The organism is Streptosporangium pseudovulgare (assembly GCF_014648055.1).
Lineage (GTDB): Bacteria > Actinomycetota > Actinomycetes > Streptosporangiales > Streptosporangiaceae > Streptosporangium > Streptosporangium pseudovulgare.
The window spans coordinates 47,512-60,905 of sequence record NZ_BMQJ01000006.1; the positions used below are offsets into that span (position 1 = coordinate 47,512).

11 protein-coding genes are annotated in these 13,394 nt (G+C 70.8%); 6 read left to right on the plus strand and 5 right to left on the minus strand.

What is annotated here, in order from left to right; genetic code table 11:
- Positions 1-2: 2 nt before the first annotated feature.
- Positions 3-524 (minus strand): aminoacyl-tRNA deacylase, encoded by a 522-nt coding sequence (locus IEZ10_RS13780; RefSeq protein ID WP_189246897.1) that lies wholly within the window; start codon positions 522-524, stop codon positions 3-5.
- A gap of 128 nt (positions 525-652) precedes the next feature.
- Here IEZ10_RS13780 and IEZ10_RS13785 point away from each other — a divergent pair, with 128 nt between their 5' ends.
- Positions 653-2,098: a CCA tRNA nucleotidyltransferase gene (locus IEZ10_RS13785; protein WP_189246898.1), complete on the plus strand. Its 1,446-nt coding sequence runs from the start codon at positions 653-655 to the stop codon at positions 2,096-2,098.
- A 120-nt stretch (positions 2,099-2,218) separates the two neighbouring features.
- Here the strand turns inward: IEZ10_RS13785 and IEZ10_RS13790 are convergent, their stop codons facing one another.
- Positions 2,219-3,517, minus strand: coding sequence for an MFS transporter (locus IEZ10_RS13790; protein WP_189246899.1), 1,299 nt, complete (start codon positions 3,515-3,517; stop codon positions 2,219-2,221).
- A 169-nt stretch (positions 3,518-3,686) separates the two neighbouring features.
- On the opposite strand from IEZ10_RS13790, the gene idi reads away from it, so the two are divergent.
- Entirely contained in the window at positions 3,687-4,268 is a 582-nt protein-coding gene (gene idi / locus IEZ10_RS13795; protein WP_312873310.1) for an isopentenyl-diphosphate Delta-isomerase, read from the plus strand.
- Between the two features lie 170 nt (positions 4,269-4,438).
- Here the strand turns inward: idi and IEZ10_RS13800 are convergent, their stop codons facing one another.
- The gene (locus tag IEZ10_RS13800) at positions 4,439-5,518 is read right to left on the minus strand and encodes an inositol-3-phosphate synthase (RefSeq protein WP_189246901.1); all 1,080 of its coding nucleotides are present in this window, start codon (positions 5,516-5,518) and stop codon (positions 4,439-4,441) included.
- A 28-nt stretch (positions 5,519-5,546) separates the two neighbouring features.
- Positions 5,547-6,233 carry a PadR family transcriptional regulator gene (locus IEZ10_RS13805; RefSeq protein ID WP_189246902.1) on the minus strand — a complete coding sequence of 229 codons (687 nt, stop codon included), beginning with the start codon at positions 6,231-6,233 and terminating at the stop codon, positions 5,547-5,549.
- A 545-nt stretch (positions 6,234-6,778) separates the two neighbouring features.
- Here IEZ10_RS13805 and IEZ10_RS13810 point away from each other — a divergent pair.
- The 3 genes from IEZ10_RS13810 to IEZ10_RS13820 are packed head-to-tail and all read left to right on the plus strand — an operon-like array spanning position 6,779 to position 12,130.
- The gene (locus tag IEZ10_RS13810) at positions 6,779-9,580 is read left to right on the plus strand and encodes a transglycosylase domain-containing protein (RefSeq protein WP_189246903.1); all 2,802 of its coding nucleotides are present in this window, start codon (positions 6,779-6,781) and stop codon (positions 9,578-9,580) included.
- Positions 9,580-10,923: a glycosyltransferase family 87 protein gene (locus tag IEZ10_RS13815; protein WP_189246904.1), complete on the plus strand. Its 1,344-nt coding sequence runs from the start codon at positions 9,580-9,582 to the stop codon at positions 10,921-10,923. Before IEZ10_RS13810 ends, IEZ10_RS13815 begins: the two co-directional genes overlap by 1 nt.
- Entirely contained in the window at positions 10,904-12,130 is a 1,227-nt protein-coding gene (locus IEZ10_RS13820; RefSeq protein WP_229811242.1) for a mannosyltransferase family protein, read from the plus strand. Before IEZ10_RS13815 ends, IEZ10_RS13820 begins: the two co-directional genes overlap by 20 nt.
- Before the next feature lie 168 nt (positions 12,131-12,298).
- Here the strand turns inward: IEZ10_RS13820 and IEZ10_RS13825 are convergent, their stop codons facing one another.
- On the minus strand, positions 12,299-13,057 hold the full coding sequence (locus IEZ10_RS13825) for a deoxyribonuclease IV (protein ID WP_189246905.1): 759 nt from the start codon (positions 13,055-13,057) through the stop codon (positions 12,299-12,301).
- A 118-nt stretch (positions 13,058-13,175) separates the two neighbouring features.
- Here IEZ10_RS13825 and IEZ10_RS13830 point away from each other — a divergent pair, with 118 nt between their 5' ends.
- The gene (locus IEZ10_RS13830) at positions 13,176-13,358 is read left to right on the plus strand and encodes a hypothetical protein (RefSeq protein WP_179821683.1); all 183 of its coding nucleotides are present in this window, start codon (positions 13,176-13,178) and stop codon (positions 13,356-13,358) included.
- The last annotated feature ends 36 nt before the right edge of the window (positions 13,359-13,394 follow it).

The window sequence follows — 13,394 nt, forward strand, 5'->3', positions numbered from 1 at the left end:
GCCTATCCGGCGAGCGGGAAGGTCGCGGGCTCTCTCCGTGACCGGGATTGGACCAGGCCGATGGTCTTCCCTGGGACAAGGGCGAGCAGGTGATCCGCCCTGATCCGCAGGGCCGTACGGCGCTCTCCGGTGGGGGTGTGGACGACCTGCGCGGTCCCCGACAGCCGCTCGTCCACCAGGACGGGAAGGGTCTCGGGGAGCAGCAGCGGGCACACCAGCCCGGCGGCGTAGTCGGTGACGGAGTTCACAGCGAACGCCGTCGCCGGGCGGACCCGGCGGGCCCCCACGATGCCGCCGACGACGCCGGAGGCCGGCGGGGTGCCCACGGTGGAGACGACCGCCACCGGCTCGCGGCCGATACGGGTCGTGACCTCGAACACGGTGACCTCCACGCAGGTCGCCGGGCTCACCGACAGCAGGTCCGGCAGCTCCCGGACGGACGTCATCGCCCGGGGAAGGCGTACGATCTCATGATGGACCTGGTGTGCGAGGAGCCAACGGTGGATCGCGAGGGCGTCCTTCATGTGTGTGCTCCTTGCCTCGACTGTCTCGACGCACGGCCCCCGACGGTCTCTTACCGACCGTAACCTGGTGATCGCTTCAGGTGTATCCCCGTAGGGAACATGTTTAGTAACCGAAGGACCTACCCGGCTTGTCCCTTTCAAATCTGACCGAGAGCCAGCGGAGCGGCGTGACCGAGCTGTTCCGGAAGATCGCCCCCGTGGCCGACGAACTCGGCGAGCTCTTCGCGGCCGGCGGACACCAGATCGCCCTCGTGGGCGGCTCCGTCCGCGACGTCTTCCTGGGCAGGATCGGCAACGACCTCGACCTCACCACCGACGCGCGCCCGGAGACCGTCCTGGCGCTGGTGCGCGACTGGGCCGACTCCGTCTGGACGGTCGGCATCGACTTCGGCACGGTGGGCGTGCGCAAGGACGGCTGGCTGCTGGAGATCACGACCTACCGCAGCGAGTCCTACGACCCCGCCTCCCGCAAGCCCGAGGTGTCCTACGGCGACACGCTGGAGGGCGACCTCGCCCGTCGTGACTTCGCGATCAACGCGATGGCGCTGCGGCTGCCCTCCCGCGAGTTCGTCGACCCGTACGGTGGCCTGGACGATCTGCACGCCCGGGTGCTGCGCACCCCGGGCCCGCCCGAGCGGTCCTTCGACGACGACCCGCTGCGGATGCTGCGGGCCGCCCGGTTCGCCAGCCAGCTCGGCTTCACCGTGGACGACGCAGCGCTCGCCGCGATGCGCGAGATGGCCGGGCGCATCGACATCGTCTCCGCCGAGCGGATCCGCGAGGAGCTCAACAAGCTGATCTGCGGCGACGACCCCCGCCGCGGGCTGTCGATCCTGGTCGACACGGGGCTCGCCGCGCATGTCCTGCCCGAGCTGCCCCGGCTCCGCCTGGAGATCGACGAGCACCACCGGCACAAGGACGTCTACGAGCACACGCTGATCGTGCTGGAGCAGGCGATCGACCTGGAGGAGGACGGCCCCGACCGGGTCCTGCGCTGGGCCGCGCTGCTGCACGACGTGGGCAAGCCCAAGACCCGCCGCCACGAGCAGGGCGGCCGGGTCTCCTTCCACCATCACGAGGTGGTGGGCTCCCAGCTCGCCAGGCGGCGGCTGACCGAGCTGAAGTTCCCCAAGGACGTGGTGGCCGACGTGTCCCGCCTGGTGGAGCTGCACCTGCGCTTCCACGGCTACGGCACCGGCGAGTGGACCGACTCGGCGGTGCGCCGCTACGTCCGCGACGCCGGGCACCTGCTCGACCGCCTGCACAAGCTGACCCGCGCCGACTGCACCACCCGCAACCGCCGCAAGGCCCAGGCCCTGTCGCGGACCTACGACCAGCTTGAGGAGCGCATCGCCCGGCTGGCCGAGGAGGAGGAGCTCGGCAAGATCCGCCCGGAGCTCGACGGCAACGAGATCCAGTCCGTCCTCGGCATCCCGCCGGGCCCGGCCGTCGGCCGCGCCTACAAGTTCCTCCTGGAGATGCGGCTGGAGTCGGGCGTCGTCGGCAAGGAGGCCGCCACGGAGGCCCTTCTCGCGTGGGCCGGGGAGAACGGGCTGACGGCCGCCGGGGGGTGATCGGCCCGCCCGCCCCGCGACCGGCGCGGCGGGCAAGCGCCCGGCGGGCACGGGCCCGGCGCCCGGGTCGTACGGCGGGCCGTCCCGGGGCGGGTCACGACGGCGACGGCCCCGGACGGGTCACGACGGTGACGACGGCAGCGGCTCGCGCGACCGGCCCGGCGCCACGGCCCGGTAGGCCAGCGCGCCCGCCAGATACCCGATGCAGATGACCGAGAGCACGACCAGCGATTTCCCGTTGGGCGGCAGCATCACCGCGGCCAGGGCGGCGGCGAGCACGTACGTGCCGTTGAAGAGCATGTCGTAGATCGAGAACGCCCGCCCGAGGTAGAGGTCCTCGACGTCGCGCTGGACGCTCGTGTCCGCGCAGATCTTGACGCTCTGCCCGGCGATGCCCAGCACGAAGCCGGCGGCCGCGAAGGCCCACTGGTGGAACGACGCGCAGAGCGCGAACGTCAGCACCCCGGCGGTGGCGAGCATGACCGGCACCCAGGTCTCGATGCCGAAGCGCGCGGTCGCCCACGGTGTGACCAGGATGGCCAGGAAGTAGCCCACCCCGGAGGCGGCCAGCACCAGGGTGACCGCGTTCAGTGCGCTCTCGGCGCTCTCGGCGAAGTAGTAGCGCGACAGCAGCACCAGCATCGCCGTGCACATGCCGTACATGAACCGGTGGGTCGCCATCGCCCCCAGGGCGGCGCTCGCGGCGCGGCGGTGGGCGATGTGCCGGGCGCCGTCGGCCAGTCCGCGGAGGACGTTGCGCACCGCCTCGCGGGCCTGCGGCCGCTCGGGGTCGTCGGCCGGGCCGAGCAGTCTGCGGTCCATGGTCCTGGCGACCAGGCCGCTGGCGCAGAAGATGATCGCGGAGAAGGCCAGCAGCGCCGCCGTACCCCGGTCGTCGCCCCCGACGACCAGTCGCAGCGCGTAGCCCAGGCCCACGCCGAGGAAGGTCACCACCGTCCCGGAGGTGGGGGTGACCGCGTTTGCCACCATCAGCCGGTCTGCCGGGACGACGTGCGGCAGCGCGGCCCCGAGCGCGGCCAGGAAGAACCGGTTGACGCCGAGGACGGCGAGCGCGGCGGCGTAGAAGACCGGGTCGGGGGCGTCCGAGACGACGATGGCCGCGGTCGCCAGCAGCAGCGCGCCGCGCACCAGCGGCGAGATCACCAGGATCCGCTGGCGGGACCACCGGTCGATGAACACGCCCACGAAGGGGCCCAGTATCGAGTAAGGCAGGAACAGCACGGCCAGGCCGGCGGCGACGGCGGCGGCGCTCGTGTTCGTCTCCGGGCTGAAGAAGGCGAATCCGGTCACCGCGAACTGGAAGACCCCGTCGGAGAACTGTGAGACCAGGCGGGTCGCGTACAGCCGCCGGAAGTCCCGGCCTTCCAGGACGACGCGGAGATCGGAGAGGAACGACACGCGATCAGCGTACGCGGGGCCGCCGGTCCCGACATCGGGGAAATCCCTGAGAAGCCGTTCGGCCATGGACGGACCTTCGTGAAACGGTGTTCACCGCACTACACGGACCTTTCATGAACTAACGCTCATGGAACCCGGTGTACCGGCATGGTCACGTACCCTCGGTCGGGTGACACGTGATGAACACGTCGTGCTCGTCGACACCGAGGGCAACGCGATCGGCACCGCCTCCAAGGCGACGGTGCACGGCTCCGACACCCCGCTGCATCTGGCCTTCTCCAGCTACGTGTTCGACGACCAGGGCCGGGTGCTGCTCACCCGCCGGGCGTCACACAAGATCACATGGCCGGACGTCTGGACCAACAGCTGCTGCGGCCACCCGCTGCCCGGGGAGCCGGTCCCGGCCGCGGTGATCCGCCGGCTCTCCTACGAGCTCGGGCTGGAGGTGGAGCGGGTGGACCTGATCCTGCCGCGCTTCTCCTACCGCGCGGTCATGGACAACGGGATCGTCGAGCGTGAGCTCTGCCCGGTCTACCGCGCCGTCGTCGCCCGCGACGCCGCGCCCAACCCCGAGGAGGTGGGCGAGGTCCGCTGGATGCCGTGGAAGGAGTTCGCCGCCGGGGTGCTCGACGGCAGCCTGGAGATCTCCCCGTGGTGCCGGGAGCAGATCCCCCACCTCGACCGGCTCGGCGCCGACCCGATGTCCTGGCCGGTCGCGGATCCGGCGGAGCTGCCGCCCGCCGCCCGCTGAGTGACCGGGGGAGGGCCGGGCGCGCCGGGCGAGGGGCCCGGCTTCGAGCGACCCGGGACGCCGTCCGAGGGGCCCGGCGCCGTCATGAGCGCCGGGACGGCGGAGAAAGGGTCCCGACAGCGGTAAGCCCCCCGCCCGGGCGGGCGGAGGGCCTCGTCATCGGCGGGGCGTCAGCGCTCGACCTCGCCGCGGATGAACTTCTCGACGTACTCGCGAGCCTCGTCGTCGGAGTACTGCTCCGGCGGGGACTTCATGAAGTAGGACGAGGCGGACAGGATCGGGCCGGCGATGCCGCGGTCCATGGCGATCTTGGCGGCCCGGACGGCGTCGATGATGATGCCGGCGGAGTTCGGGGAGTCCCAGACCTCCAGCTTGTACTCCAGGTTCAGCGGGGTGTCGCCGAAGGAGCGGCCCTCCAGGCGGACATAGGCCCACTTTCGGTCGTCCAGCCACGGCACGTGGTCCGACGGGCCGATGTGCACGTCGGCCTTGCCCATCTCGTGCGGGATCTGCGAGGTGACGGACTGCGTCTTGGAGATCTTCTTGGACTGGAGGCGCTTGCGCTCCAGCATGTTCATGAAGTCCATGTTGCCGCCGAAGTTCAGCTGGTAGGTGCGGAGCAGCTCCACACCGCGGTCTTCGAACAGCTTGGCCATGACGCGGTGCGTGATGGTGGCGCCGACCTGCGACTTGATGTCGTCACCGACGATCGGCACGCCCGCCTCGGTGAACTTCTGCGCCCACTCGGGGTCGGAGGCGATGAACACCGGCAGCGCGTTGACGAACGCCACCTTGGCGTCGATGGCGCACTGGGCGTAGAAGCGGTCGGCCTCCTCCGAGCCCACCGGCAGGTAGGAGACGAGGACGTCGACCTGGTTCTCCTTGAGGACCCGCACGACGTCGACCGGGTCCTCGTCGGACTCCTCGATCATGTCGCGGTAGAACTCGCCCAGGCCGTCGAAGGTGTGGCCGCGCTGCACGGTCACGCCGAGCGGCGGCACGTCGCAGATCTTGATGGTGTTGTTCTCCGACGCCACGATCGCCTCGGACAGGTCACGCCCGACCTTCTTGGCGTCGACGTCGAACGCCGCGACGAACTCGACGTCACCGACGTGATACTCGCCGAACTTGACGTGCATCAGGCCCGGCACCCGGGTGCCGGGATCGGCGTCCCTGTAGTAGTGCACGCCCTGCACGAGCGACGAGGCACAGTTGCCAACACCGACAATGGCTACGCGCACCGAACCCATGGCACTCGCTCCCCTTGGTCGTTAGTCGTCAGTTGCCACCCGGAACGGAACGCCGTCCCGGGTTATCAGATCCGGGCGCGGGCGCCCGGGGTGTTTCCTCTTGTGGAACGTCCTCGGCCGAACGCCGGGCCTCCGCCGCCGACGACTCGCGCCGCTCGGTGGCGATCAGCTCGTTCAGCCAGCGCACCTCGCGCTCCACCGACTCCAGCCCGTGGCGCTGCAGTTCGAGGGTGTAGCTGTCGAGCCGCTCCCTCGTCCGGGCCAGGGCCGTGCGGACGCCGTCGAGCCGCTCTTCGAGCCGGCTGCGACGGCCCTCGAGGATGCGCAGACGCACCTCGGCCTCCGTGTGCCTGAAGAAGGCGAAATGGATGCCGAAGCTCTCATCTTCCCAGGCGGACGGGCCGGCCTGGGTCAGCAGGTCCTGGAGCCGCTCCTTGCCGTCGGCGGTCAGCCGGTAGACGATCTTTGATCGCCGCCCGGTGAGCGTTATGGGACTCTCCGCCGGGGCAGGGGCACCATCCGCCCCGTCGTCCTCGACGATGAGGCCGTCCGCCAGCAGCTGGCGGAGGCAGGGATACAGCGAGCCGTAGGAGAACGCCCGGAACATCCCGAGCAGGGAGTTCAGACGTTTGCGCAGCTCGTAGCCGTGGAGTGGAGTCTCGTGCAACGACCCGAGCACGGCGAGCTCCAGCACGCCGCTACGCCCGCTGGCCACAGGAGAACACCACCTCTCGCGTCGATGTATCGCTCCGATACATCAGGAGGATACGTCGGGCCGTCATATCTCCGCAATCAATGACTTTCTCAAGATGTTGGGAGGAAACCGTAAAAAGCCGTAGTCTGGCGGCTATGTGGTCACGGCCGATCGTGGTGGGAAACGGCTCCCGCATGGCCCGGACCGCTCGTCGATGCGGGAAATCCCGGCCCGGTGCGGCCGAGGTCTGCCAAGGTTGTTCCGGGAGCCACCGGAAGACCTCGCTCGTCCTCGGTAACGGAGATCCACCCCAACGGACCGGCCAGTTGTGGGCCAAGGCGACGAGATCATCCATCCGCGGGAGGTAACCTCACCGCGCCTGTACGCCGCCGTAGACCTTGACGACCGAACGAGGACGCGTGAGTTACAGCAGCAGCAATGACCCGGAGCCGGACGGATACCGGCAGCGCCCGGACGCTCCGGCTCGCCAGGGGCGGCGCCGCCGCTCTAGCGCGGGGGCCGCTTCCCAACCGGTTCCCCCGGCGCAACCCTCTCAAACCGGTGACATGACCGCAGGCCGCGGGCCGTCCCAGGCGCAGCCGGGGCATCCCCCGTACGGCGCGGGCCGGAACGACACGGTACGGCTGCCGCAGGGCGCGGGGTCCGACCCCCGCGCTCCGTACGGCTCCGCCGCCGGCCGCCGCCCGGAGGCGGCCTTCGAGGACACCCAGGCGATGCTCGCCGCGGCGCGGGGCGCCGCCCCCGCGGGCGGCCCCGGGGACGGAGGCCACGCCGCGGCGCAGGAGACCCGGGTGCGGGGCGCCGGCTCGGGGAACCGTTCCCTGGACGACAACGAGACCCAGGTGGCCGGCCGGTTCGCGGCCGAGGGTGTGGCGGGCGCCAGGGCGCGCAGGCGGGCGCGCGGACGCGGGGCGTCCGGGCCGGGCGGCCCCAAGGGCCCCGGCGACGACGGGTTCGGCGATGACGGGGGCGATGACGGGTCCGGCGGCGGGAGGCGCAGGGGCTGGAAGCGGTTCCTGCCGAGCTGGAAGATCCTGGTGGCCGGCTTCGTGGTCGTCGTCGCCGGCGTCTTCGGCATGATCGCGGTCGGCTACGCCAACACGCCCGTCCCGTCGGACAAGGACGCCAAGGACAGCGTGAACGACCGGGGCAGCGTCTTCTACTACGCCGACGGCAAGTCCTTCGCCCGCATGGGCGTCAAGCGCACCCCGGTGACGATCAAGCAGATCCCCGAGCACGTCCAGGACGCGGTGATCGCCCTGGAGAACAGGACCTTCCGCACCGACAGCGGCATCGACATCAAGGGCATGGCCCGCTCGCTGTGGAGCACGGCGTCCGGCACCCAGCTCCAGGGAGCCTCGACCATCACCCAGCAGATGGCCCGCGGCTACTACGACGGCCTCGACCAGGAAGTGTCGATCAAGCGGAAGATCAAGGAGATCTTCGTCGCCGTCAAGATCAGCAAGACGCTTGAGAAGGACGAGATCCTCACCCGCTACCTGAACACGATCTACTTCGGCCGCGGCGCCAATGGCATCGAGGCCGCGGCCAAGGCGTTCTTCGGCAAGCACGTCTGGCAGCTCACCCCGCCCCAGGGCGCCTACCTCGCCGGCCGGATCCAGAACCCGAGCCGCTTCGACGAGCTGGAGCAGGGGGGCAACTACGCCGCCACCAAGGAGCGCTACACCGTCGCGCTGCGGAACATGGCGGAGATGGACCCGGCCAAGTACGGCAAGTACGCCGACGTCCCCTTCGAGAAGCTCAAGTTCGCCAAGGTCAAGACCACCGAGATCAACAAGGGCGTCCGCGGCTTCATGCTCGACGTCGTGCTCAAGGAGCTCGCCCGGCGCGGCATCACCAAGCAGATACTGGAGACCGGGGGCCTGAAGGTCTACACGACCTTCGACAAGCAGAAGATGGAGGACGCCCAGAAGGTGGTCAAGGCCCGCACCGCCGGCCTCGACCCCACCATCCACGCCAGCATCGCCTCGGTGGACCCCAGGAACGGCCGGGTGGTCGCCTTCTACAGCGGCGACGACTTCCTCCACGGTTTCACCAACCGCGCGTTCTCTTCGCCCAAGCAGGCGGCGTCGGCGTTCAAGCCGTACGTCCTCGCGGCGTGGCTGGAGAAGGGCTACTCCCTCGACAGCTACATTGACGGCGTTTCAACGATCAAGATGCCGGGCACCACGCCGATCGGCAACTCCCACGCCGCGCCGTACGGGCCGATCAACATGGTCAAGGCCATGGCCGACTCGGTGAACACCGTCTTCGCGCAGATGGGCGAGAAGGTCGGCCTGGACAGCGTCGCCCAGATCGCCAAGGACGCCGGGGTGGGCGAGGAGGCCAAGAAGAACTCGAACTACCGCGGCCTGAACGCGGTCGACTACGCGGTCCAGGAGCAGAAGTACCTGACCACGATCGGTGTCGCCTCGGTCACCCCGGTCGAGCAGGCCGCCGGCTACTCGATCTTCGCCAACGCCGGCAAGCACGCCGACTGGCACACCGTCATCAAGGTGATCGGCCCCGACGGAGGGGTGGTGCTGCCCGAGCTGGCCAACACCCGGGAGGTCATCACCCCCGAGACCGCGGCCGACGTGACCGTCGCACTGCAGGCCGTCGTCAAGAGCGGCACCGGCACCGCGGCCAACCTCGGCACCCGGCCGGTGGCCGGCAAGACCGGAACGAACAACGACTACAAGGACGCCTGGTTCGTCGGCTTCACCCCGCGGCTGGTCACCGCGGTCGGCATGTCCAAGGACGTGCCGTACAACAAGCCGGTCGGCGCCGCCGGCCGGCGCCCGCTCAAGGTCGACAAGTACGGCCAGCCGAGCAGCAAGGCCAAGTCGGTGTCCTGGGCCGAGGAGCCGATGCCCGCCTTCATCGGCGGCGGCGGCACCCCGACCCAGATCTGGCACGACTACATGGCCCTGGCCACCGCCAAGGACCCGGTCGAGCAGTTCCCGCCGAAGGCCGGCGTCGGACAGCCGAACAACCTGGTCGAGCCCAAGCCGACCCCGTCGGCGACGGAGGAGTCCGAACAGCCCGAGGACCCGTTCGACGAGAGCTGGCCGGACGACGGCGGCACGGACACCCCGTCCGTCGACGACGGAAGCTGCCAGCCCGGCGACCTGTCCTGTGACACGCCGCAGGACAGCACCGACGACGCGCCCTTCCCCGACGACGGCGGGGGCGGCGACATCGGCAACGGCAACGGCGGCGGAAACGGCAACGGTCCCGGAAACGGCAACGGTCCCGGGAACGGCAACGGCGGCGGCGACGTCGGCACCACGAGTCCCGGAGCGGCGATCATGCCGAGCCCCGAGCCGTCCCGCCGGCGTCCCTGATGAAGGGGAACCGGCCCGAGTGGCCCGCCCCGTCCCGCGGGCGCGGGGGGATCCCGTACCTCCCCCTGGCCCTGCTCGCGGGGCTGGGGGCGGTGCTCGCCTACCTGTGGAAGTGGCCCTGCCGCTTCGGCGGGGCGTGGAACGACGGCACCCTCCAGTTCACCAACTTCTGCTACACGGACATCTATCCGCTGTGGTGGAACGAGAAGCTCAACGAGGGCAAGGTCCCCTACTTCGACCACCCCGTCGAGTACCCCGTCGGCATCGGCGGGATCATGGAGTTCTTCCGCCGGATCGTCACGCCGATGAGCGACCCCCCGACGGCGTTCTACGACCTCACCGCGGTCCTGATGGCCGTCTGCCTGGTCGGGGGCGTGCTGCTGACGGCGGCGCTCGCCGGGCCGGCCCGCCGCTGGGACGCCGCGTGGTACGCGCTCGCCCCGGCGCTGATCCTCACCGCCTACATCAACTGGGACCTGGCCGCGGGGGTCCTCGCGCTCGGCGGGCTGCTGGCCTGGTCCAGGGGACGGCACGTGTTCGCCGGAGTCCTGCTCGGGCTGGCCGTCGCCACCAAGTTCTACCCGCTGATGTTCCTCGGGCCGCTGTTCCTGCTGACCTGGCGCACCGGCCGGTGGAAGGAGTTCGGCCAGGCCGTCGCCGGCGCGGCAGGGAGCTGGCTCGTCGTCAACGTGCCGATCATGCTCCTGGCCTTCGACGGCTGGAAGCGGTTCTACGTCTTCAGCCAGGAGCGCCCCGCCGACTGGGGGTCGGTCTGGTACTTCTTCTCTCAGAAGCAGTGGCCGCTGCTGGGCGACCCCGACCGGGTCGACAGCCTGGGCGTCGTCACGCTGGCCCTGCTCTGCCTGGGCATCGCGCTGCTCGCGCTGGCCGCGCCGACCAGGCCCCGGCTGATGCAGCTCTGCTTCCTGGCGCTGGCCGCGTTCATGCTGACCAACAAGGTGTGGTCGCCGCAGTACGTGCTCTGGCTGATCCCCTTCGCGGTGCTGGCCCGGCCGAACTGGAAGCCGCTCGCACTGTGGATGGCCGCCGAGTGCTGGTACTTCTTCGCGATCTGGCTCTATCTCGTCGCCCTCCAGCCGGGCAACGCCGACCTCGGCATCGCCGGCGACACCTACTTCACCGCGGTGTGGGGCCGGGCGATCGCCATCGTGGTCATGATGGCCTTCGTGGTCCGTGACATCCTGCGGCCGGAGAAGGACGTGATCCGCCGGGGCGGCGTCGACGACCCGTCCGGAGGCGTCTTCGACGAGGCCCCCGACCGGTTCCGCCTCGGCGGCTCCCCCGGCTTCGTGCTCCCCGACCATGACCCCGCGCGCGCCTGAACCCGGGCCGGGGCAGGAGTCCCCCGGCGGCGCCGGCGAGCCCGGTGCGGGCGGGCCGGTCGAGGCCGCCGTCGCGCGGCGGACCGTGACGCCGCCGGCGCCGCCGGTGCCGCACGACACGCGCAAGGAGGCGCTGCTGCTCTGGCTGAGCTCCCGGCTGGGAGTCGTCGTCCTCTCCCTCGCCGCGGGGGCCGGGGCCGTGTCGCAGGTGGCGACCGTGCCGTTCCTGGACCGCTGGCGCCACTGGGACGCGCAACTGCTCATCACCATCGCCGAGCACGGGTACGGCGGCGACCCCGCGGCCAAGCCCGACGCGGGACTGCCCGCGTTCTTCCCGGGGATGCCGCTGGCGCTGCGGCTGGTGCGGCCCCTGGTCGGCGACTGGACGCTCGCGGGGCTGCTGATCTCCCTGGCCGCGGGAGCCGTCGCCGTGGTGGCGCTGGCCCGGCTGGCGGAGTTCGAGGGGCCGCCGGGGACCGGATGGCGCGCCGTACTGGCGCTGCTGCTGTGGCCGATGTCGGTCTTCCTGTTCGTCGGCTACAGCGAGGCGCTGTTCCTGGCCTTCGCGCTCCCGGCCTGGCTGGCGGCGCGCCGGGGCCGATGGCCGCTGGCCGCCGCCCTCGCCGCCGGCGCCTCCTGCGTGCGGATCACCGGCCTGTTCCTGGCGCTCGCGCTGGTGGTGGAGTTCTTCACCCGCCGACACCCGGTACGGCAGGCGGCCTGGCTCGCGGTGCCGTTCGTCCCGCTGGGACTGTACTCGGCCTACCACTACGCCCGCACCGGCGACTGGCTGGCCTGGAAGCACGCCCAGGAGGCCGGCTGGGGCCGCCAGCTGGTGTGGCCCTGGCAGTCGCTGGCCACGACGTGGAACTCCGCGATGGGCGACGGGCAGTTCGCGTGGGCGTTCCGGATGGAGATCGCCGGGGCGGTCGTCGGCGTCGGGCTCGTGCTGTTGCTGCTGTACCTGCGCCGGTGGAGCGAGTTCGTCTACGTGGGACTCCAGGTGGGCGCCCTGGTCTGCTCCGCCTTCTACCTGTCGATCCCGCGGTCCGCGCTGCTGTGGTGGCCGCTCTTCCTGATCGTCGCGAGGGCGAGTGCCACGGGGCCGCCCTGGCGGCGGGGGATCATCGCCGTCTACGCGCTGGTGGCGGGGCCGCTCATGGTGCTCAACACGCTGAGTTTCATGCAGGGCGCCTGGGTGGGGTGACCCCCTTTACCCAATTTCGGCGGTGGGTAATCCAGAAAAGTTATCCACAGGCTGTGGACGGAAGTCGCCCGGGACACTTCGGGGCCGGCCCGGGACCCTTCGCGGAGCCGGGTCCGCGAAGGGTCCGAGCCGCCCCCAGGGACTCCAGGGCCTCCTGGAGCCGCCGTCCTAGAGCCTCTTCCTGAGAAGGGCGATGTCCTCGGCCTGGCCGGCGGCCGGGGTCTCCACGATGATCGGCGCGTTGGCGCTCCGGCACACGTCCAGGATGAGCTCGGTGTCGATCCGGCCCGCGCCGAGGTTGGCGTGGCGGTCGGCGCCCGACCCGGCGGCGTCCCGCGAGTCGTTGCAGTGGATCAGGTCGATCCGGCCGGTGATCGCCCTGATCCGGTCGACCACGTCGGCCAGGTCCTCGCCGGCGGCGTGCGCGTGGCAGGTGTCCAGGCAGAAGCCCACGTCGAAGCCGTCGAGGGCCTCCCACAGCCGGGCGATGCGGTCCAGCCGCCGCGCCATCGCGTTGTCGCCGCCCGCGGTGTTCTCGATGAGCACCGGGACCTCGTGCTCCTCCAGGCGCTCGAACACCTTGCGCCAGTTGTCGAAGCCCTTCTGCGGGTCGTCGCCGGCCGTCACGTGCCCGCCGTGGACGATCAGACCCTTGGCCCCCAGCTCCGCGGCGGCCGCGAGGTGCGCGCTCAGCAGTTTGCGGCTGGGGATGCGGATGCGGTTGTTCACCGTGGCCACATTGATCACATAGGGGGCGTGGACGTAGACGTCGATCCCCGAGTCCCTGATCTCGCGGGTCTTCTCCTCGATGACCGGGCCCTTCCAGCCCTGCGGGTCACCGAGGAAGAACTGCACGGCCTCGGCGTCGCACGCCCTGGCGTGGGCGAGCGGGTCGTCCGAGGCGACATGGGCTCCGATACGCGGCATGTGTTCGAGCCTAACCGTTTCAAGACCCCGCGTACGGGCAGTCGGACGGCGCGCCCCCACGCGCTCCCGGCGTGCCCCCCACACCCGCCTCCCCGGCGGGCCGACGCGAGGAGTCGAGATGGCCTACCGCAGCAGAGGGATCGGCCTGATCGGGCTGATCTACATCCTCATCGGCCTCTACGTGGCCTGGGTCCACGACTACATCACCCCGGCGCTGCTGAAGGACGTCGCCAAGGCGCTGCTGGCGGTCCTCCTGTGGTTCCTCGTCCTGCTGGGCGTGGACCTGCGGCTCGGCGGCTGACTCCTCCCGGCGGACCCACGGCCTTCGGGATCACGC